This window comes from Flavobacterium glaciei (assembly GCF_003350545.1).
GTDB lineage: Bacteria > Bacteroidota > Bacteroidia > Flavobacteriales > Flavobacteriaceae > Flavobacterium > Flavobacterium glaciei.
The window spans coordinates 243,401-265,413 of the sequence record NZ_QQBA01000002.1; the positions used below are offsets into that span (position 1 = coordinate 243,401).

A 22,013-nucleotide genomic window follows, 5' to 3' on the forward strand; every position below is an offset into this window, starting at 1 on the left:
ATATTACAAATCGAAATCTTTTTTGATTTCTTTGATAGCGTCATTAACTTGGTTTTTTACGCTCTTAAAAGTTTCTTTGATATCTTTCTTTTTACCTTCGACTTTAGTCCAGGCTTCTATTTGAAGAATCTCTTCAAAAGCCACGTTTAACCCCATTAAATCTAGTGTAGGTTTTATTTTGTGCGCATAAGCATAAGCATGTTTATGATCTTTCTTTTTAATTCCTTCTTTGATTTGTACTAAATCCTCAGGAACTTCAGTGACAAACAATGTCAAAATTTCATTTACAAATTCTGCATCGTTGTCTGAAAGTGCGTACACTTTTGAAAGGTTGTAGTTTATAGCCATTATTTTACTTGTATTCTAAAGAGTTGTTGTCCTTCTAAAAATCCTTCCAAAACATCATTTGGCTTTACAGCAGCTACTCCTTCTGGAGTTCCTGTAAAAATAATATCTCCAATTTTAAGTGTAAAGAATTGAGAAACGTATGAAATTAATTCATCAATCTTCCACAACATATGACTGGAATTACCCTTTTGCACCGTATTGTTGTTATTGGTTAATTCAAAAGTAATATTTTCTAATGAACTAAATTGATTTTTAGGCAAAAATTCACCTATAACTGCAGAGCCATCAAACGCTTTTGCTTTTTCCCAAGGCAAGCCTTTTGCTTTTAATTTTGATTGTAAATCACGGGCTGTAAAATCAATCCCAACACTAATCTCATCATAATATTTATGTGCAAACTTAGGTTCGATGTATTTCCCCACTTTATTTATTTTGACAATAATTTCAATTTCGTGGTGAATATCCTCCGAAAATTCTGGAATTACAAACGGATGTTGTTTCAATAAAACTGCCGAATCCGGCTTCATAAAAACTACTGGTTCCGTTGGCCTTTCGTTTTGCAACTCCTCTATGTGATTGGTGTAATTCCTACCGATACAGATTATTTTCATAAATTTAGTATTCAGTTTTCAGTCGCAGTTTTCAGTCACAGCTTACAAACTAAAACTGAGACTGCGACTGAGAACTTATTTCGTATTTAATTTTCTTAATTTTATTGCCGTTAAAACTTTCTTGGTGTACAAAGGAAAGTCAGCATTTTGAATCCAACTGAAATAACCGGGTTCTGTTTCCAGAATTTTATTCACTTTCACCCCTTTATGTTTTCCAAAAGTAAAAATTTCTTCATCATCTTTATCAAAAGCAATCATTCCTGCAAAATCAGCAATTTTCTTTCTTGTAGTAAACTCAGATAATGATTTCATGTCATTTTCCAGCTCCGTATAACGATCTAATTGTGCTTTCAAAATTTCGTAAGTCGCCATGGTATCTGCTTCTGCCGAGTGTGCGTTCTCAAGTGTTTTACCACAATAAAACTTGTGTGCAGCACTTAACGTTCGCTCTTCCATTTTATGAAAAACGGTTTGCACATCAATAGAAACTCTGTTTTTCATATCAAAATCAACTCCTGCACGTAACATTTCTTCAGCTAATAACGGAATATCAAAACGATCTGAATTAAAACCAGCCAAATCACTGTCTTTAATCATATTATAAACTTGTGTCGCTAATTCATTAAAAGTAGGTTCGTTTGCTACTTTTTCATCGGTGATTCCATGAACAGCGGTTGTTTGTGGTGGAATTGGAATCGTTGGATTTACCAGCCATGTTTTGCTTTCCTTATTTCCGTTTGGAAAAACTTTGAATATTGAGATTTCTACAATTCTATCTTTTCCGATGTCTATTCCTGTGGTTTCAAGATCGAAAAAGCAAATTGGCTTATTGAGTTTAAGTTCCATTTTTAAATTTTGTGTGAATACAAATATAGAAATTTGGGTTTGATTTCGTTTAAAGTTCAAGGTATAAAGTTCCATAAAACCTCAAAAAAAGAAAACCCGATTGATTTTTAAAAATCAATCGGGTTTTTATAGTAATTATACACCATTAAACATCTCTGTTGACATCAAAAGCTTCTAAATATTCCGCAACTCTTTTTACAAAACTGCCACCTAATGCTCCATCTACTACTCTATGGTCGTAACTGTGTGACAAGAACATTTTCTGGCGAATCCCGATAAAATCCCCTTCAGGAGTCTCGATTACTGCCGGCATTTTACGAATAGCTCCAAGGGCTAAAATTCCTACTTGCGGCTGATTAATAATTGGTGTGCCAAAAACGCTTCCAAAAGTTCCCACATTAGTTACAGTATACGTTCCTCCTTGTGTATCATCTGGTTTCAGTTTTCCCATTTTAGCACGGTTTCCTAAATCGTTTACCGCTTTCGCCATACCCACTAAATTCAGTTGATCCGCGTTTTTAATAACTGGAACAATTAAATTCCCGTTAGGTAACGCAGCAGCCATTCCTAAATTGATATTTTTCTTTTTGATAATATAATCACCATCAACAGAAATATTCATTCCTGGAAAGTCTTTTAAGGCTTTTGCAACCGCTTCCATAAAAATTGGTGTATACGTCAACTTTTCACCTTCTCTTTTTTCGAATGTATTTTTATTTTTTTCTCTCCATTTCACAATATTTGTCACATCCACTTCTATGAATGATTGTACGTGAGCCGAAGTTTGTACAGAAGCTACCATGTAACCAGAAATCAGCTTGCGCATTCTGTCCATTTCTATAATCTCATCACCACCACTTACTGATACTGGGGCTGCTTTTTGCGCAGCTGGAGATGGCATTGGTTTTTGAACTGCTGCAACGGGAGCCGCTACTACAGGTTGACTTGTTCTATTTTTTACGTATTCTAAAATATCATTTTTAGTTACTCTTCCTTCTTTTCCAGTTCCTGAAATCGCTGCTAATTCAGCCACAGACACACCTTCTTCTTTAGCAATATTTTTTACTAAAGGCGATAAGAATCTTTCAGAATCAGAGAAATCAGCAGGTGTAGCAACCGCTTTTTTAGCTACTTCAACTGTTTTTTCAATAATTGCAACCTCAACTGGAGCAGCAACCTCTTTAACTGTTTCAGCAACAGCTGCACTATCCGTTTCAATAATTGCTATTGTCTGACCTACTTGAACCAAATCATCTTTGCCAAACAATTGTTCTACTAAAATTCCCGAAACTTCGCTTGGCACTTCACTATCTACTTTATCAGTAGCAATTTCAAGTACAGCTTCGTCAGCTTCAATTCTGTCTCCAACTTCTTTTAACCAGTTTGTGATGGTTGCTTCTGCAACGCTTTCTCCCATTTTTGGAAGTTTTAATTCAAATCTTGCCATATTGTTAACCTAAAAGGTGATATTGATTTTCAGTTTGCGAAATTACTAAATATTTCAAATATAAATTACATTAAATGTAATTTTTTACTCTATTTCTATAATCTCACCTCTCTCGTTACTATTATTACTTCCTATTAAAAAATTAGCGGTTTTAGGTATAATTTTAAAGGTAAACCCTTTATTCCTTGAAGATTCGAGAATTGCGATACAATCTTTAAAGGGAATGAATTCGTTGTCTAAAATAACTTCTGTGCCTATTATGCTTTTAACAGAAGACGAAATTACCATTTTTTCTGTTTTCAAATCGTGAAACAGGACTTTTTTTTGCAAAACCAAAGCCAATTTTTCTGCTAATTTTTCGTTAGCCGAATACAGCTGATATGATTTTAGAACTGTTCTAATTTTTGGCTTTCCTTGAAACATTTTCACTAAAGAGAAAAAGACAATTCCCATTTTCATAAAAAAAGAGAATAACTGGGGCACCCGAAAATGCTTTTTATAAAAGTAATTCATCGCTTCCTGAAATCGTTTCAAATATGTTTCATCCTTGATAGTACTTTCCCCTTTGTAATGAATTACTGTGGTGTCATGGAAATAATAATTCGACTTTCCTTTTTGCAAAATCCTATAAGACATATCAATATCATCCGAATACATGAAACAATCCTCATCAAATCCGTCTAATTCAAGGTACAAATCTCTTCTCATAAACATAAAAGCACCCACAAGAATATCTACTTTTCCTGTTTGGTTTTCGTTTAAATGTTCCGCATAATATTTACCAAATATTCTTGTTTTAGATACTAATTTATACAAAGCGGTGATTTTTGTAAAAGCAACCCAAGGTGTTGGAACGCCCCTTTTGCTTTCGGGCAGAAAATTTCCGGCTCCATCAATGAGTTTACAACCAACAATTCCTAAATCATTCTTCTCGACTGCTCTCGAGGTGACAAAATTTATAATTTTTATGAAAGTATCTTCGGCAACAACAGTATCTGGATTGAGAATGCAAATATATTCGCCTTGCGCTTGTGCAACGCCAATATTATTACCTTTTGGAAAACCTATATTTTCTTTGTTTTGAATGAGTTTTACGTTAGGAAAACGTTGTTTCATCATTGCACAACTGTCATCGGAGGAATTATTATCAATTACAATGATTTCGCCGTCAATGGATTCTAATGCGCTTTGAACGCTTAAAACACATAGTTCGAGAAAATACCGAACATTGTAATTGAGAATAATGACAGATAGTTGCATTTTTCAAAGATATATTTTAAGATGTAACGACACAAAGTATTAAAGTTTAAAAATACAAAAACATGTTTCCTTTAGCCCCGATTGCAGTGAAAATCCTTTGAGAGGAACAACAAAGATTGAAGCTAAAAGCGGGAACTATATCAACAAATAAGCTTAAATCATTCGCTCCAAATACTAATAATAAACCTGAGAAACTTTACTTTTGCTACATATTAACGAATCCCAAGAAATAACTCATTGAAAAAAATATTCTCACTAGCACTCTTCTTTGCTATTTGTACTTTACAAGCTCAAATTTCAGGTTGCACTGACCCACTCTCTAATAACTACAATTCTGCCGCAACTGTAAATGACGGTAGCTGTACTTATGTTTCAGTAAAAATAAAGCCAAAATATTCCGTGAAGTTGAATGCGCTTTTGAAAGAAACGTCCAGCTTAGTACAAAGTGATTCCCTATTGTGGACAAGTAATGACAACACAGAAACGGTCCTTTATGGTATGGATACCAAAGGTGTCATTAGAAATAAAATCCAACTTAAAAACACGACAAATACCGACTGGGAAGAAATTTCGCAAGACAGCGATTACTTTTATATTGGTGATTTTGGAAATAATGCCTCAGGAAACAGGAAAGACCTGCATATTTTACGGATTGAAAAAAAATCGCTTTCGGGGAATAACCAGAAAATTGACACGCTTTCGTTTTCCTATTCCAATCAAAAGGATTTCAAAACTACTAAAGGGAATGCAACCAATTTTGATTGTGAGGCTTTTATTGTTTCAGGCAAAAATATTTACTTGTTTACCAAACAGTGGAAAGAGAGAAAAACTAGTGTATATCAAATTCCGAAGATTCCAGGCAAACATATTGCTCAACTAAAAGAATCCTATGATGTGGAGGGATTAGTAACCTCAGCAACTTTTCTGCCAGAAAAAAAACTACTCGTTCTGGCAGGTTACAATAGGTTTTTATCCCCGTTTATGTATTTGTTTTACGATTATAATGGTTCTGATTTCTTTTCAGGAAATAAGAGAAAAATAAAAATTGCATTGCCATTACATCAAATGGAAGGCATCACAACACAGGATGGACTTCATTATTATTTAACCAACGAAAATTTCTCCAGAAGACCAATTGTAACCATTTCGCAAAAGTTACATCTCTTTGATTTGAGTGCCTATTTGAGCAATTATCTGAAAAAATAATTTTACTGAAAACTTAGATTCAACTAAACTATTGGCAAATCGGTATTTAATAGCTTACTTTTGCAAAAAAATTAGCCCTGTGAATTACCTTTCTGTAGAAAACATCTCGAAATCTTTTGGTGAACGTACGTTGTTTAAAGACATCTCGTTTGGAATTAATAAAGATCAAAAAATTGCCTTCATAGCCAAAAACGGTTCTGGAAAAACGACTATTATGAGCATCATTAATGGTCTAGAAGAATCAGATACTGGTCAAGTTGTATTAAGAAAAGGCATCAAAATGGCTTTTCTATCACAAAACAACAACTTGCAAGACGAACTGACTATTGAAGAAAGTATTTTCGCATCGGATAATGAGACACTAAAAGTCATTGAAGCCTACGAAAAAGCACTAGAAAATCCTGAAGACGAAGAAGCGTACCAAAAAGCTTTTGACGGAATGGATCAGCACAATGCTTGGGATTTTGAAACGCAGTACAAGCAAATTTTGTTCAAATTGAAGTTGGAAAATTTCAAGCTTAAAGTTAAAAACCTTTCGGGTGGACAAAAAAAGCGTTTATCACTAGCCATCATTTTGATCAATCGTCCAGATTTATTAATTCTGGATGAGCCTACGAATCACTTGGATTTAGAGATGATCGAATGGTTAGAAAGCTATTTTGCTAAAGAAAATATTACGTTGTTTATGGTGACGCACGACCGTTTTTTCTTAGAGCGCGTTTGTAATGAAATCATAGAACTAGACAACGGAAAATTATACCAATACAAAGGAAATTACTCCTATTATTTAGAGAAGAAAGAGGAACGCATCGCATCTGAAAATTCAAGTGTGGATAAAGCACAAAATCTTTTTGTAAAAGAATTAGAATGGATGCGCCGTCAGCCAAAAGCGAGAACGACTAAATCGAAATCGCGTCAGGATGATTTTTATGAAATCAAAGAAAAAGCGCAAAGTCGCCGTCGTGAAAATAAAGTAGAGCTTGAAATTAACATGGAACGCATGGGAAGCAAGATTATCGAGCTTCACAAAATCTCCAAAAAATTCAAGGATCATGTGATCATGGATAATTTCAGTTTTGATTTTCAACGTGGAGAACGTATTGGAATCATTGGAAAAAATGGAACTGGAAAATCAACTTTCTTAAATTTATTGACCGGTACTTTACCTCTTGATGGTGGAAAAGTAGTGGTAGGTGAAACGATAAAAATAGGTTATTATACACAAAGCGGAATCAACCCAAAACCGGGTCAGCGTGTGATTGATGTGATTAAGGAATACGGAGAATTTATTCCGTTGATGAAAGGAAAATTGATTTCGGCTTCGCAATTGTTAGAGCGTTTCTTGTTTGATGCCAAAAAACAATATGATTTTGTGGACAGATTAAGCGGAGGGGAATTAAAACGTTTGTACTTGTGTACCGTTTTGATTCAGAATCCTAACTTCTTGATTCTGGATGAGCCTACGAATGATTTGGATATCGTAACGCTAAACGTTTTAGAAAGCTTCCTTTTGGATTATCCAGGTTGTCTTTTAGTAGTTTCTCACGACAGGTATTTCATGGATAAAATTGTGGATCACTTATTCATTTTTAGAGGTGATGGTGTGGTTGAAGATTTTCCAGGGAACTATTCTGATTTTAGAGCCTACGAAGACAGTACTGATGTAGCTCAAAAAGAAGAAAACAAAGCCGAAAAGAAAGACTGGAAACAAAACAATCCAACTGGAAACCTGACGTTCAATGAGCAAAAAGAATTCCAGAAAATCGAACGTGAAATCAAAGATTTAGAAATTCAGAAAGTAGCTATTGAGCAATTATTCTCAGACGGTAAAATTGCCGAGGCTGACATTGAAAAGAAAGCGAACGAATTGAGAAACATCATCAACAAAATTGAAGAGAAAGAAGAAAGATGGTTTGAGCTGAGTGCTAAGATTGAAGGGTAAAAGCCCCCTAACCCCCGAAGGGGAAATGTCATTAAGTTAAGAGTTTATTTGTCATTTCGACGAAGGAGGAATCTCTGTTTGTTGCTCACGTTTGCTGAGATTCCTCCTTCGTCGGAATGACAAAATCATGGGGATTATTCCTTAACTTAAAAACATAGCCCGAAGGGGGAATAGAAGTAAAAATTTTATATTATTTAAAACCCCAACACTTTTAGTGGCAACACTAAAAATGTTGGGGTTTTATTTAAAAAGAATAGTTTGTCATTTTGACGAAGGAAAATCACATAATAGGAAGTAATTATTACATACAACCCTAACAGTTTTAGCGGCATCGCTAAAACAGTTGGGGTTGTTTTTTTTTAGAAACAAAACTTAATCGGTTATTACTATTTAGGTAGTATCTAAAATGATGATATTTGTAGGACACGATAATCGTTTTCTAGTATTTAAATAAACAAAAATTAAAAACATTTTTTGGATGAAAAAAATGTTGTCGATGCAATAACTAAAAAACGAATTATTTATATCCATTAGCGTGGATTTGCAATCCGTTTCCTTCAACAAGATTTTAAAAATTGAACAAAAAAACTAAACCAAATGAATCTAAAAAAATCACTGTCAAAATATTCTGGAAAGCCAAACTCCTTATTTAAAAAAATTTTCTTCACGTTTTCATTTGCTTATTTACCCTTTCTGATATTGTTTGTAATCTTAGTAAGTTTTGGACTTATGCCTGTAAATTTCAACAATAAAGATATTTATGGGTTAAAAGGGGTTGTCGTTCTTGTTTGCTTTGCTCCTATTTTTGTTTTCATGTTCAGCGCTTTTGCTTACTTATGGTTTGCCTTTGGAAATTTTGTTTTACGAGTATTTGTTACACTTTTACCTGACGAAAAACAATAGGCACAACAATATCAAACTATTTTAAATCTAGACTAGAATATAAACAATACAACTATGAGATGGACAATTTTGTTATCTGCTTTTTTATTATTCGCATGCAATAAAAAGGAAACTCAGCGCCCTGCTTTTGTGAATGACACTTTAATGACCATTCCTGATACCACTAAACTAGTAAAGGCTACAAAGCCAGAAAATCTTTTGCCTAAGCAATATTCTAATGCACGTTTCAAAGAAGTAACTGTGGAACGTATAGACGAAAATAAATTCCGAGTACGTGGAAAAGGGCAAATCTTTGAGGCAAACTTTAATTGGATTATTGAAGATGGACACGACGAGCTACACAAAGGTTTTCAAATGACTGATGCGGGAGCTCCCGAGTGGGGCAACTTTGACTTTACTGTTACTGTTGAGAAAAAACGAGAGAATTCTAAATTGACTCTCGTTCTTTTTGAATCAAGCGCTAAAGCTGGTAGCCGTCAACATGAACTCCCGATTCTTCTTTTTTAATTGCTTTTCAATACTTAATATAGTTTTGGATTAAGTCGTGTAAATGTCTCTGACTTCGCTAATAGCAATCAACAAAAATCCACAACAAAATTAGATTCTGTTGTGGATTTATTTTTTATCTGATCAAGCATTGTTCAATAATCAATTTACTACTGTTCACTGAAAACTACGACTGAAAACTGAAAACTAAAAACTACCAAGGAATCGGGTTGTAATCTTTCAAAAACTTTCCGCACCAATGTTTCCCTGTATTGATGCCATCAAACAACGGATCCATCACTCGTGCTGCTCCATCCACAATGTCTAATGGCGGCTGAAAATCTTCTTCTTCCTGTTTTCTTTTGGCTAATTCTGCAGGATCTTCGTCGGTTACCCAACCCGTATCAACCGCATTCATAAAAATTCCATCTTTTGCCAAGGTTCCTGAGGAAGTGTGCGTCAGCATATTTAAGGCGGCTTTTGCCATATTCGTATGAGGATGGCGGTCTTCCTTAAAAAAGCGGTGAAACTTCCCTTCCATAGCCGAAACATTGATGATGTGTTTTTTTCCGGTGTTGTCTTTCTTCATCACTTCCGAAAGACGGTTACACAATACAAAAGGTGCTACGGAATTCACCAACTGCACTTCAATCATCTCCGTGGTTTCTATTTGTCCCAAACGCAATCGCCAGCTGTTGGTTTTTCGTAAATCCACTTGTTGCAAATCGGCATCGAGTTCTCCTTCTGGAAAAACTTCATTCGCTACCAAGGCATTATCAAACGAATACGGAATCTGCGACAATTTGGCGGAAGCCCGCAAACCTATCCCAGGTTCTGGTCCGTGCCAAGTCACCGGCATATTTTGATTCGAGGAAGCGCCTGCTGTCAATACTTTTAGTTCATCTAAACAATTGGTATGATCCAGCAATAATTCTTGCGCTTGTTTTGGCAAAGAACCGATAGAACGCTCTTCATTTTCCATCAAATGCGTGTAAAACCCCGCAGGACGTCTCACGGTTTGCGCCGCATTATTAATTAAAATATCCAAACGCTCGTACTTTTGCTCTATGAAATTACAAAAAATCTCTACACTAGGAATGTGTCGCAAATCCAATCCATGAATTTTCAAACGGTGTCCCCAATCCATGAAATCGTCTTCCTTAGAAAAACGCAAAGCCGAATCCACCGGGAAACGAGTCGTAGCCATAACGGTTGCTCCACCGCGCAACAACATCAATGTAATGTGATACCCAATTTTTAAGCGAGAACCTGTAATTACAGCTACTTGTCCCTTTACATCGGCAGTTTGAAAACGTTTGGCATAATTAAAATCTCCACATTCGGTACACATCGTATCGTAAAAGTGGTGCATTTTAGTAAACTCGGTTTTACATACGTAACAATTTCTAGGTGTTTCCAGTTCTAATTGTTCTTTGTTCACAAGTTCATTGTACGCTAATAATTTAGGCGCCATAAAAACACTTGCTTCACGCGCATGACGAATTCCTGTTTCCTTTCGGGCAGTTCGGTCACGTTTTTCCATTTTGCGTTTTGCAGCCACTTTTCCGTCTTTCTTTCTACGAGAAAGCTCGTCGCGATCGGGTCTAGAAAACATTCCTGCTGCTTTGATTAAAGCCGTTCTTTGTTCTTTTGGGATATCAAATATTTGGTCGGTATCATTATTCAGTTGATTCAAAATAGCGATGCATCGGTCAATTTCTTCCGCGCTTATGACACTTTTATGTTCAATTTGTTCAATCATTATCGTAAAAAATAGGTCTTATTCTTGCAGTAAATTCTAAGGGCGCAAAGATAGGTTTTAAAGTGAATAGTGAGTGGTGAATGGTAACAATTCAGCTCTACACTTCTCGTCTTTCACTTCTCACTCCTTATGACTTTTTGCTTTAGGCTATTATCTTTCTATCTTCGCACCAAAATGTTATTTCACCAAGATTCACGTAGCAACCGCAAAGACTCATTAATTGAAAAAACTCAGTGTATCCTCGTGTTTTTTTTATTGAGAATCTTTGTGTAAAAAAAAAGTACCATGCTGTTTCAAATAAAATCATATCTACAATTCCTTTGGCACTCAAAAAACGAGCATGCTGTACATTCTCCCTTTGTATTTAATTTGCTGACAAAATGTTTCTATGACAGAAAATCAAAACCTGAATATGCTGTTTTAAGAAAGTACCGAAACTCGCTACTAGCAAACAATAATACGATTGAAGTCACAGATTTTGGTGCAGGTTCGAAAGTTTTCAAATCGAATACCAGAGTTATTTCTAAGATTGCCAAAACGTCCGGAATTTCTCCAAAACGAGCTGAACTATTATTTAGGATCACTAACTATTTTCAGTCTGAATCTATTTTAGAAATTGGAACTTCATTAGGATTAGCAACTTCTGCAATTTCTTTAGGGTCCCGAAGCGTCGGGATAAAAGCAAAAATTACAACACTAGAAGGTTGTCCTAATACAATGGCAATTGCAAAAAGTCAATTGCAATTATTCCATTTTGATAATGTAAATCCAGTGGTGACAGAATTCAGTAATTATTTGCAAACCGAAAGCCTTGAACATAAAAACCATAACTTAATTTACTTCGATGGCAATCACTCCAAGAAAGCAACATTAGATTATTTTGAATTATTACTTCCAACCATTACTAATGAAACCGTTTGGATATTTGATGATATTCATTGGTCATCAGAAATGGAAGATGCTTGGGAAATTATAAAAAAACATCCCAAAGTGACGGTAACTATTGATACGTTTCAATGGGGAATCATCTTTTTTAGGAGAGAGCAACCCAAAGAACATTTTATCATCAGAATATAACGCAAAAAAAATGACAGCCATTACTGACTGTCATTTCTAACATTGAATTAATTATTCTTTTGCTCTTTTCATTTCTTCTGATTTTGCTCCCATTCTGTTTACAGTGTACATAGGTGCAAATTTCAATTTTAAACCAGCGATTTTTCTATTATCATCAACAGAAAGACCTTCTTTTTCAACAGTATTTTTTCTACTGTCTAATGCTTCATACATCAATTTAATTTCATCCCAGTCTTCACGAGAATAAGCATCTTTATTTGTATCAACTGTACCTACAAATTGTTGATACACTCCTAGAATATTGTCTTTGTTTACCCAAGTAAAACTCATATCATCCCCTATTTTTCCTTGACCAAATAAAGTATTTCTTAGTTGTTGTTTTGTACTTGGTGCAGCTGAGGTAGTAGTCACTTGCGCTGCGGCATTTTCAGCTTCAATTTTAGCTTTCAAAGCTTCATATTTTGCTCTACTTGCATCAAGACGTGCTTTTGCTTCAGCATTATCTTCCATTTCTGCAATAGCCGCTTCAGCTTCTTCATTTCTTAGTTGGTATGATGCTTCAATCCCGTCCCAATTTTCTCTAGCATCTTCAGCCGTAACGTTACCTAATGAATCTACATACATTACATAGGTATCAACTTTTTTCCCTGCTTGTTCCGCTTTTTCATCTTTACAAGATGCAAATCCAATAGCTATTACCGCTAATCCTAAAACTAATTTTGTATTTTTCATAATATCGATTTAATTAAAATTCTTAAACAAATGTAAATAGCATTGTACTATATTCAATAAAAAACCAATAATTATATAACTTATTTAAATAATTGTGAAATAAAATCATAAAAGTGTGAATTGTGTAATTTAAGGTTGCAATTATGTAAAACTTCAAAACCAAATTTTATCTAAATAAATTTAAAAAATCCGCTTTAATCTCTGTTAGTAAAAAAACATATCAATAGCCTGAAATTTCATCAATCATATAGTGTAACAAATTTTTAAAAAAAACTACTTATTAATAATTCAAAAGACTTTTGTACTTTTAAAATCTAATTTAATAGCAGCCTACGCTTGGTCGAAGGTTAAAAATCATATATTCTAATGGCAAACCCGCTAATAAAAATAACCAATATCAAACGAGATTTTGTACTTGGAAATGAAATCGTTTATGTTCTTAAAGGCATTAATTTAGAAATAAATAAAGGCGAATATGTTGCATTAATGGGACCTTCAGGATCTGGAAAATCGACTTTAATGAATTTACTAGGCTGTTTAGACACCCCTACTTCTGGAACTTACATCCTAAACGGAAAAGATGTCAGCCAAATGAAAGACGATGAATTAGCCGAAATTCGTAATAAAGAAATAGGATTTGTTTTCCAGACTTTCAACCTTTTACCCCGAACAACTGCTTTAGACAATGTAGCTTTACCCATGATTTATGCCGGATTTTCTAAATCGGAAAGAAAAACTAGAGCCACTGAAGTTTTGGAGCAAGTAAATCTTGCGGACAGAATGGATCACCAACCCAACCAACTTTCAGGTGGACAACGCCAGCGTGTAGCTATTGCCCGTGCTTTAGTCAACAAACCTTCCATCATTCTTGCCGATGAGCCTACCGGAAATCTAGACAGTAAAACGTCATTAGAAATCATGAAACTTTTTGGAGATATTCACGCTAATGGAAACACTGTGATTCTTGTAACGCACGAAGAAGAAATTGCCGCTTATGCTAATCGAGTAATTCGTTTGCGTGACGGACTAATCGAAAGCGATACCTCTAAATAGTTTTTTTAGGAGCAACTTCCGGCTATCCGTTACAATCTTTTCTAGAAGCTTCCTGCCTACAAAAGGCTGCAAGCTTCCAGAAAAGGATTTCCACTGTTATCCGGGCTAGGAAATCCAAACCGCTATTGCATTTAGAATTCCAAATAAAACCAACCAAAAAATGAAAATCGCTATACTAACTTGCGAAAAACTTCCCGATTTAAACCCCGAAGATCAAAAAATAATTCCGGCTTTGGCTAGGCATAATATTGAGGCAACCGCTGCTATCTGGAGTGATAAAACCATCAATTGGACTGATTATGATTATTTAATTTTTCGTAATACTTGGGATTATTTCGAGAAAGAAACCGAGTTTAAAATTTGGCTTGACCAAATAGAAAAATTAGGAATCAAAACACTAAATCCCATTGAAATAATCAAGCAAAACATCCATAAGTTTTATTTGCGTGAATTAGAACAGCAAGGAATCACCATTTTGCCAACCGTTTTCATAGACAAAACAGAACATCTTGATCTTGCACAATTAATTCCTTCGCATTGGAAAAAAGCAGTAATAAAACCAGCATTTTCGGCTGGATCGTATCTTACTGAAGTTTTCGAAATTTCCGAAATTCAAGAAATAAGCAAAAAATATAAAAATATCGCTAGTGAGAAAGAGTTGCTTTTACAGGAATTCATGCCCGAAATTCAAACATTAGGCGAAACTTCTTTTATCTTTTTCAATAAAAAATTCTCACACGCGGTCAATAAGAAACCTGTTGACGGCGATTTCAGAGTACAAACTCTTTTTGGAGGACAATATACTTTGGTTCAACCAAAACCAGAACTCATTGAAAAAGCAAAAAAAATTGTCTCAACATTCCCAGACCATTTATTATACGCCAGAGTCGACGGAATAATAATTAATAATGAACTTCATTTAATGGAAATTGAATGCATCGAACCAGATTTATATTTCAATTTAAGTGAAAAGGCACTACAACGCTTTATTAACGCAATTTTGGAATTAATAGCTTAATTTTATTTACTTAAAAACAGCATTGATTAACTCTTATGTTTACATTAATGAGCAGTTAAACAAGTTTAATATCATACTATTAAATGTATGCACTACCATTAAACATATAAATCGTGTAAGCATTAAACCTTAATTGACCTTATTAATATTTAAGTTACATAAGCTCAACTAAAATTAAACTTATATTACTAATATGATAAAAAAATGCGACATTGTTTTATTCTTATTGTTAGCTACATTTGCAGCTTGAATTCAATAATTATATTTTAGATTTATGATTTTTATTCACAGCAATAAATCTGCAATCTAAAATCATTAATCAACAATCTAAAATCAAAATGAAAGTATATACAAAAACTGGAGATAATGGAACAACAGCACTTTTTGGCGGAACCAGAGTCCCAAAAGATCATGCCCGCATAGAAAGTTACGGAACTGTTGACGAATTGAATTCTCATATTGGTCTGATTCGCGATCAGGAAATAAATACACACTACAAAGAAATTCTAATTGAAATTCAGGATCGTTTGTTTACTGTTGGCGCTATTTTAGCAACGCCACAAGAAAAGGAAGTGATGAAAAACGGTGAGCTTAGGTTGAAAAACCTTGGGATTATCGAGTCTGATATCGAATTGTTAGAAAATGAAATTGACACTATGGAAGAAGTCTTGCCGCCTATGACTCATTTTGTACTTCCAGGCGGACATACTACCGTGTCATATTGTCATATTGCACGTTGCGTTTGCCGAAGAGCAGAGCGCTTAGCAGTGCATTTAAGCCACAATGAACCCGTTGCTGAAATCGCAATCAAGTACTTAAACCGACTTTCTGACTACCTTTTTGTGTTGGCACGAAAGTTGTCTCATGATTTACAAGCTGACGAGGTTCAATGGATTCCAAGGAAATAGTTAGCAGTTTACAGTTGTAAGTTTGCAGTGAAAGACTGAACACTAAATACCGAACACTGAACACTAAATAAAACGTTCTTAACTTTAACTAAAAATAAATCATTTTTTACTTGTATTTTTCAGTAAAAAATATATTTTTGCACCAAACTAAATCGACAACAGATGTATTGGACATTAGAATTAGCATCCTATTTAAGTGATGCACCGTGGCCTGCTAACAAAGACGAACTTATTGACTACGCTATTAGAGCAGGAGCTCCATTAGAAGTAGTAGAAAACCTTCAATCTATTGAGGACGAAGGCGAGATATATGAATCAATGGAAGAAATATGGCCAGATTATCCCACGGACGAAGATTATCTTTGGAATGAGGATGAATATTAAAAAGTAAACCAATAAAAAAGTCTCAAAAGAGGCTTTTTTTTGGTTTAAATTCACAGAATTACACAATTAGAAATAAAAAAATATCATGAGTTTCATAAACAGTATTATTAAAGTCTTTGTTGGCGATAAGTCCCAAAAAGATGTCAAAGCTTTACAACCTTATCTCAACAAAATAAAAACTTTCGAAGAACCTCTCAAAGCATTGTCACATGATGATCTTAGAGGTAGAACGATTTTTTTTAAAGACAAAATAAAACAGGCTCGTTCGGAAAAAGACGCGAAAATTGTAGCTCTGAAACAAGAAGTGGAAAGCATTGTAGATATTGACAAAAGAGAAGATATCTACGTAGCTATAGATGCTCTTGAAAAAGAAGCCTATGAAATTTCAGAAAAAACATTAATGGAAATTCTTCCAGAAGCTTTTGCCGTTGTTAAAGAAACAGCCAGACGTTTCAAAGACAATTCGCAAATAGTGGTAACGGCAACTCCAAAAGACCGTGAACTATCCGCAACTAAAAGCTACATCACTTTAGATGGTGATACTTCTATTTGGGCAAATTCATGGAGTGCAGCAGGAAAAGAGATTACTTGGGACATGATTCACTATGACGTACAATTAATTGGCGGAATGGTATTGCATGAAGGAAAAGTAGCTGAAATGCAAACGGGTGAAGGAAAAACTTTAGTAGCTACCTTACCGCTTTACCTAAATGCTTTAACTGGAAACGGTGTGCATCTAGTAACTGTAAATGATTATTTAGCAAAAAGAGATAGTACCTGGAAAGCACCTTTGTTCGAATTTCACGGGATGACTGTGGAATGTATCGACAATTACCAACCAAGTTCAGAAGGAAGAAAAAAAGCATACGACGCTGATATCACTTACGGAACCAATAATGAATTTGGCTTTGATTATTTAAGAGATAACATGGCGCATTCTCCAGAGGATTTAGTACAAAGAAAACACAATTACGCTATTGTCGATGAGGTCGATTCTGTGTTAATTGATGATGCTAGAACACCATTAATCATTTCAGGTCCAGTTCCGCAAGGAGATCGTCATGAATTCATGGAAATGAAACCAAAAATTGAGAACTTAGTAAGTTTGCAGCGTCAATTGGCGAACGGATTTTTGGCTGAAGCCAAAAAACTAATCAAAGAAGGAAATACTAAAGACGGTGGTTTTAATTTATTGAGAGCCTACAGATCTTTGCCTAAAAACAAAGCATTAATCAAATTTTTGAGTGAAGAAGGAATCAAACAATTGCTTCAAAAAACCGAAAATCAATACATGGAGAATAACAAAAAAGAAATGCACAAGATTGATGAGGCATTGTATTTTGTTATCGAAGAAAAAAACAATCAAGTCGAATTGACAGACAACGGAATCAAATACCTTTCTGGAGATACTGATGCTGACTTTTTTGTACTTCCGGACATTGGAACTGAAATTGCCGCTATCGAAAAGAAAAAATTAGATAAAGACACAGAAGCCGAAGAAAAAGAAAAATTATTTCAGGATTTCGGTGTAAAAAGTGAGCGTATCCACACCTTAACTCAACTTTTGAAAGCCTACGCTTTATTCGAAAAAGATGTAGAATATGTAATCATGGACAACAAAATCATGATTGTTGATGAGCAAACAGGTCGTATCATGGACGGTCGTCGTTACTCTGACGGATTGCACCAAGCGATTGAAGCCAAAGAAAATGTAAAAATCGAAGCTGCCACTCAAACCTTTGCCACCGTAACGTTACAGAACTACTTCAGAATGTACAACAAACTGGGAGGAATGACTGGAACTGCAGTAACGGAAGCAGGCGAGTTATGGCAAATATACAAACTGGACGTAGTAGAAATTCCTACGAACAGAGGAATGGCAAGAAAAGACAAAGAGGATTTTATTTATAAAACAACTCGTGAAAAATTCAATGCCGTTATCGAAGATGTAACTGAATTGTCTAAAGCAGGAAGACCAGTACTTATTGGTACCACTTCTGTAGAGATTTCAGAATTATTAAGCCGAATGTTGAAAATGAGAGGCGTTGCACACAATGTCTTGAATGCAAAAATGCACAAACAAGAAGCACAAATTGTTGAAGAAGCTGGAAAACCTGGAGTAGTAACCATTGCAACCAACATGGCTGGTCGTGGTACCGATATTAAATTATCTGCCGAAGTTAAAGCCGCTGGTGGATTAGCAATTGTAGGTACAGAACGTCATGATTCGCGTCGTGTAGACCGCCAGTTGCGTGGTCGTGCAGGACGTCAAGGTGATCCGGGAAGTTCTCAGTTTTATGTTTCTCTTGAGGATAACTTAATGCGTTTGTTTGGTTCTGAGAGAGTGGCTAAAGTAATGGACAGAATGGGATTGCAAGAAGGCGAAGTGATTCAGCATTCTATGATGACAAAATCTATCGAACGTGCTCAGAAAAAAGTAGAGGAAAACAATTTTGGTGTTCGTAAGCGTTTATTAGAATATGATGACGTAATGAATGCGCAACGTGAAGTAGTGTACAAACGTCGTCGTCATGCCTTGTTTGGAGAGCGATTGAAATTAGATATTGCCAACATGCTTTATGATACTTGCGAACTAATCATTGATGATAACAAAGCAACTAACAATTTCAAAAACTTTGAATTTGAATTGATTCGTTATTTCTCTATCACATCACCAGTTACCGAAACTGAGTTCATGAAGTTGAGCGAAATGGAGTTAACAGGAAAAGTGTACAAAGCAACTTTAGATTATTATACAGAGAAAACTGAAAGAAGCGCCAGAGAAGCATTCCCAATCATAAAAAGTGTTTACGAAGATAAAAACAACCAGTTTGAGCGCATCGTTGTTCCGTTTACAGATGGAATAAAATCGCTGAATGTGGTTACTGATTTAAAAACCGCTTACGAAACACAAGGCGCACAATTAGTGGCTGATTTCGAGAAAAACATCACTCTAGCCATTGTAGATGAAGCTTGGAAAAAACACTTACGTAAAATGGACGAGTTAAAACAATCGGTTCAACTTGCCGTTCACGAACAAAAAGATCCGTTGCTTATTTACAAACTGGAAGCCTTCAATTTGTTTAGAGCTATGATTGACAATGTCAATAAAGAAGTAATTTCATTCCTGTTCAAAGGGGATTTACCGGCTCAGGAAAACCAACAAATTCAAGAAGCGAAAGAAGTTGCTCCGGTAGAAGATTACACGACTTCAAAAGACGAAATCGTAAGTAGCGAAACGGCCAACCGTGAAGCTGGTCAAACGCAACAACGCCAAGTAACCGAAACTATCACTCGCGACATGCCAAAAATTAATCGCAACGATAATGTTACGATTCAAAACGTGGCCAACGGACAAATACAAGAAATGAAATACAAAAAAGCCGAAAGCCTAATCGCTTCAGGACAATGGGTTATCGTGAACTAATAAAAGTTTCGATTCCTTACTATTACATTCCCCAATTACGAAAGTAGTTGGGGAATTTTTTTTTGGAGCTATTCCCGCCATACGTTTCAATCTTGTGGGGCAAAACGAACGCCCCACAAGGATTTCCACTGCTGACGGGGCTAGGGATTTTGTGATAAATAACTCCGTTTACGGTTTCCCGTAATAATCCTGTAAACAAAGAATATATCTTCGAAAAAAATGAGTAGCTGTTTTATTTTATAAGTATTTTCAACGATTTATTTATATATTTGAAAATAAATAAAGGATGATGTTTATCAGACCAATCTACCCAATTTTTGGGTGATAAGTCTGACATTGTAAGACCTATATAATAGTTGGCAACAAGCTTAAAAACCGAAAAAAACGCAAATGAACAACGAAAAATGGAATGAAATCTGCTTTTTATTATCCGACAATATTCGGACTGATATTAGTGAAAATGATTTTGAACAAAACGTAGTCCAAGCTTTAAGGGTTTTGGACTGGAAAGAATATTCTGGAGATATTGAAATTCGACCTTCTTTTCAAGTTGGTGCTGCAAACAGAATTACGCCCGATTTTGTGATAAAATCTTCTGACAATAGAAAACTGTTCGTAATTGAAATTAAACAGCCAAACATTCCTCTAAATTCAAAATTTCAGCAACAACTATTTTCTTATATGCGTCAATTGAGACTCGAATACGGAATTTTAATTGGGCAAGGAATCCAAATTTTTTACGATGGAGATTTAGTCAACCAAGAAGACCCAATCCTTTTAGAAACAATAAAGTTCGCAAAAGATGATGAAAAGGGTTTGAAATTTGTCGAATTATTTGCAAAGGAAAGCTTCAGCCAAGAATCATTGAAAGCATTTACACTAAACGGACTTAAAAAAATAAACCGTAGAGAAGAACATAAAAATTTGACTGAAAAAATACTTTCGGAGAGTTATCAAGAAAAAATTTCAGAATTAATAAAACAAGACTTTTTAAACGAATATGACGGAGAACTAATTGAATCTGTCCTTAAAGAACTGAATATTGAGATAAAAACTAAAAACCAAGAAATATCTCAAACGGTATTTCCAAAAAGTCATTATAAAGAACCAAGAATAATTGATTACTCAAATGGTATTTTACCAATAGAATTAAACCCATCATCTGAATCGGATTTTAAACGCAGACTTTTATTAACAAAAACTGCTTACATAACGACTTTTTACAAAAATGGAACGTCTAAACAAAAAATTTGGAATGCTCAAAGATTTAGAGAAAGTTCGGGGGTTTTAGGAAACTTGAGGTCAAGACCTGAATTTAGAAATGGAGAATGGCAAAAACTCGGAATTGAAAAAGTTTTTGTTTCGATTGACAAATAACAAATGGAAAGAAAGCCAGTTGCCAACAGCGTGTATAAGAAATAGCGGGTTTAGTGATAAATCAAAGGTCAGTGCTTTTAATAAAAGTCAGTGCCAAACTGAAAGTGAAGTGCTTTTTAATCCGCTACTTCTCATACACGCAAACCGTTGTATGCAATTGCAAAACAGAAAACAGAACCATAATTATGATTGAAGATCTTATTAGAAAAACAAATACTACCGAATTTTATCAGGACTCCGATTTCAAACTGGAATCCTATAGTTTTAAAACTTCGGATAATACTTTAGAGCTGTTTTTCTCCATTAATCAAACTAGTTATGATATTCCAATTGAACTTGAAGAATGGAAATTAACATGTGTAAAAACGGAGCAATTTGATGGGTTCTTTTGGGGCTTATTACTTCCTTATGTCAAAATGAAAATATTAGATTCACATCCTTTGCTTTTAAAATATCACGAAAATGAACTTGTATGTTTAGTTAAAGGAAAACCAAAAAATCTAAATTTATTTGTTGGTGATATCAGTAACGCATTGGAGAAAAAAACTGGTAACTGGATTAAAGTAAGTGAAGTTTTTTGGAATAATGAAGAAAACTTTAAACTATACCCGAAACGTCATATCCGCATTCCTGAATCTTTAAAAAACTTAATCGCGGAAGTTTGTGAAGAACACAATTTGGAATTTGAGGTTACTAACGAAATTATAGCAGAAGATAAAGGTTATGCTGACAAAGCAAAGTCAAAAATTTTAATATTTGGAAATGAAGATGTAAGCCCAAATTATTTTAGTCTGAATCAACCGTATATAATCGCAGAAAAGTTTACCGCAGAAAGAATTAAATAAAAGCAACTGCATACAACAGTTAGGGTTTCGTTGCGGCTGCAAGCCGAACAATGAAACCACCGCAAGCGCGAGTGGAATGTAATTTAGTTAAGAGTTTATTTGTCATTCCGACGAAGGAGGAATCTCTGTTTGTTGCTCACGTTTGTTGAGATTCCTCCTTCGTCGGAATGACAAAAACATGGGGATTATTCCTTAACTTAATGAAATTGAGCGCAAGCGTCTCGCTCGTGCCCACAAAGTAAACTAAAACACGCCTAAAAATTTAGCAATTTATAAGAAAGAGACAAAGTACCATTTCTCATATATTAAACCAAGCAGTACCCTAAAAACAAAAATGGATCTAAAAATTGCGACCGCTATCAGATAGCGTTTTTTAGCGTA

General features: G+C 34.9%; 19 protein-coding genes. 12 read left to right on the top strand and 7 right to left on the bottom strand.

What is annotated here, in order from left to right:
* Positions 1-3: 3 nt before the first annotated feature.
* From DFR66_RS03040 to DFR66_RS03060, 5 genes are all read right to left on the bottom strand, one after another.
* On the bottom strand, positions 4-348 hold the full coding sequence (locus DFR66_RS03040) for an Hpt domain-containing protein (protein WP_114753363.1): 345 nt from the start codon (positions 346-348) through the stop codon (positions 4-6).
* Positions 348-959 (bottom strand): fumarylacetoacetate hydrolase family protein, encoded by a 612-nt coding sequence (locus DFR66_RS03045; protein ID WP_114753364.1) that lies wholly within the window; start codon positions 957-959, stop codon positions 348-350. The genes DFR66_RS03040 and DFR66_RS03045 overlap by 1 nt, the downstream gene beginning before the upstream one ends.
* Before the next feature lie 75 nt (positions 960-1,034).
* A complete protein-coding gene (locus tag DFR66_RS03050; protein WP_114753460.1) occupies positions 1,035-1,805 on the bottom strand; it encodes a 3'-5' exonuclease in 771 nt (256 codons plus the stop codon).
* A gap of 145 nt (positions 1,806-1,950) precedes the next feature.
* The gene (locus DFR66_RS03055; RefSeq protein WP_114753365.1) at positions 1,951-3,252 is read right to left on the bottom strand and encodes a dihydrolipoamide acetyltransferase family protein; all 1,302 of its coding nucleotides are present in this window, start codon (positions 3,250-3,252) and stop codon (positions 1,951-1,953) included.
* 84 nt (positions 3,253-3,336) lie between these two features.
* Positions 3,337-4,512 (bottom strand): glycosyltransferase family 2 protein, encoded by a 1,176-nt coding sequence (locus DFR66_RS03060; protein WP_114753366.1) that lies wholly within the window; start codon positions 4,510-4,512, stop codon positions 3,337-3,339.
* 237 nt (positions 4,513-4,749) lie between these two features.
* Here DFR66_RS03060 and DFR66_RS03065 point away from each other — a divergent pair, with 237 nt between their 5' ends.
* From DFR66_RS03065 to DFR66_RS03080, 4 genes are all read left to right on the top strand, one after another.
* The gene (locus tag DFR66_RS03065) at positions 4,750-5,718 is read left to right on the top strand and encodes a T9SS C-terminal target domain-containing protein (protein WP_242008618.1); all 969 of its coding nucleotides are present in this window, start codon (positions 4,750-4,752) and stop codon (positions 5,716-5,718) included.
* 79 nt (positions 5,719-5,797) lie between these two features.
* Complete coding sequence (locus tag DFR66_RS03070) at positions 5,798-7,660, top strand: ABC-F family ATP-binding cassette domain-containing protein (protein WP_114753367.1); 1,863 nt, start codon at positions 5,798-5,800, stop codon at positions 7,658-7,660.
* 597 nt (positions 7,661-8,257) lie between these two features.
* Positions 8,258-8,563 carry a hypothetical protein gene (locus DFR66_RS03075; RefSeq protein WP_114753368.1) on the top strand — a complete coding sequence of 102 codons (306 nt, stop codon included), beginning with the start codon at positions 8,258-8,260 and terminating at the stop codon, positions 8,561-8,563.
* A 54-nt stretch (positions 8,564-8,617) separates the two neighbouring features.
* Positions 8,618-9,070 (top strand): Gmad2 immunoglobulin-like domain-containing protein, encoded by a 453-nt coding sequence (locus tag DFR66_RS03080; RefSeq protein ID WP_114753369.1) that lies wholly within the window; start codon positions 8,618-8,620, stop codon positions 9,068-9,070.
* A 193-nt stretch (positions 9,071-9,263) separates the two neighbouring features.
* Here the strand turns inward: DFR66_RS03080 and DFR66_RS03085 are convergent, their stop codons facing one another.
* Positions 9,264-10,811 carry an SDR family NAD(P)-dependent oxidoreductase gene (locus DFR66_RS03085; RefSeq protein WP_199755476.1) on the bottom strand — a complete coding sequence of 516 codons (1,548 nt, stop codon included), beginning with the start codon at positions 10,809-10,811 and terminating at the stop codon, positions 9,264-9,266.
* A gap of 285 nt (positions 10,812-11,096) precedes the next feature.
* Between DFR66_RS03085 and DFR66_RS03090 the strand changes: the two genes are divergently transcribed.
* Complete coding sequence (locus DFR66_RS03090; RefSeq protein WP_114753371.1) at positions 11,097-11,888, top strand: O-methyltransferase; 792 nt, start codon at positions 11,097-11,099, stop codon at positions 11,886-11,888.
* 51 nt (positions 11,889-11,939) lie between these two features.
* Here DFR66_RS03090 and DFR66_RS03095 read toward each other — a convergent pair whose 3' ends face one another.
* Positions 11,940-12,620, bottom strand: a complete 681-nt coding sequence (locus DFR66_RS03095; protein WP_114753372.1) for a hypothetical protein — start codon at positions 12,618-12,620, stop codon at positions 11,940-11,942.
* A 366-nt stretch (positions 12,621-12,986) separates the two neighbouring features.
* On the opposite strand from DFR66_RS03095, the gene DFR66_RS03100 reads away from it, so the two are divergent.
* From DFR66_RS03100 to DFR66_RS03135, 7 genes are all read left to right on the top strand, one after another.
* Positions 12,987-13,673, top strand: a complete 687-nt coding sequence (locus DFR66_RS03100) for an ABC transporter ATP-binding protein (RefSeq protein ID WP_114753373.1) — start codon at positions 12,987-12,989, stop codon at positions 13,671-13,673.
* 160 nt (positions 13,674-13,833) lie between these two features.
* A complete protein-coding gene (locus DFR66_RS03105) occupies positions 13,834-14,691 on the top strand; it encodes an ATP-grasp domain-containing protein (protein ID WP_114753374.1) in 858 nt (285 codons plus the stop codon).
* 338 nt (positions 14,692-15,029) lie between these two features.
* A complete protein-coding gene (locus DFR66_RS03110) occupies positions 15,030-15,599 on the top strand; it encodes a cob(I)yrinic acid a,c-diamide adenosyltransferase (protein WP_114753375.1) in 570 nt (189 codons plus the stop codon).
* Between the two features lie 162 nt (positions 15,600-15,761).
* On the top strand, positions 15,762-15,983 hold the full coding sequence (locus DFR66_RS03115; RefSeq protein WP_007138072.1) for a DUF2795 domain-containing protein: 222 nt from the start codon (positions 15,762-15,764) through the stop codon (positions 15,981-15,983).
* 85 nt (positions 15,984-16,068) lie between these two features.
* Positions 16,069-19,410, top strand: coding sequence for a preprotein translocase subunit SecA (gene secA, locus DFR66_RS03120; protein WP_114753376.1), 3,342 nt, complete (start codon positions 16,069-16,071; stop codon positions 19,408-19,410).
* A gap of 390 nt (positions 19,411-19,800) precedes the next feature.
* A complete protein-coding gene (locus DFR66_RS03125) occupies positions 19,801-20,787 on the top strand; it encodes a type I restriction enzyme HsdR N-terminal domain-containing protein (RefSeq protein ID WP_114753377.1) in 987 nt (328 codons plus the stop codon).
* Between the two features lie 185 nt (positions 20,788-20,972).
* Complete coding sequence (locus DFR66_RS03135) at positions 20,973-21,632, top strand: hypothetical protein (protein ID WP_114753379.1); 660 nt, start codon at positions 20,973-20,975, stop codon at positions 21,630-21,632.
* Positions 21,633-22,013: the final 381 nt, after the last annotated feature.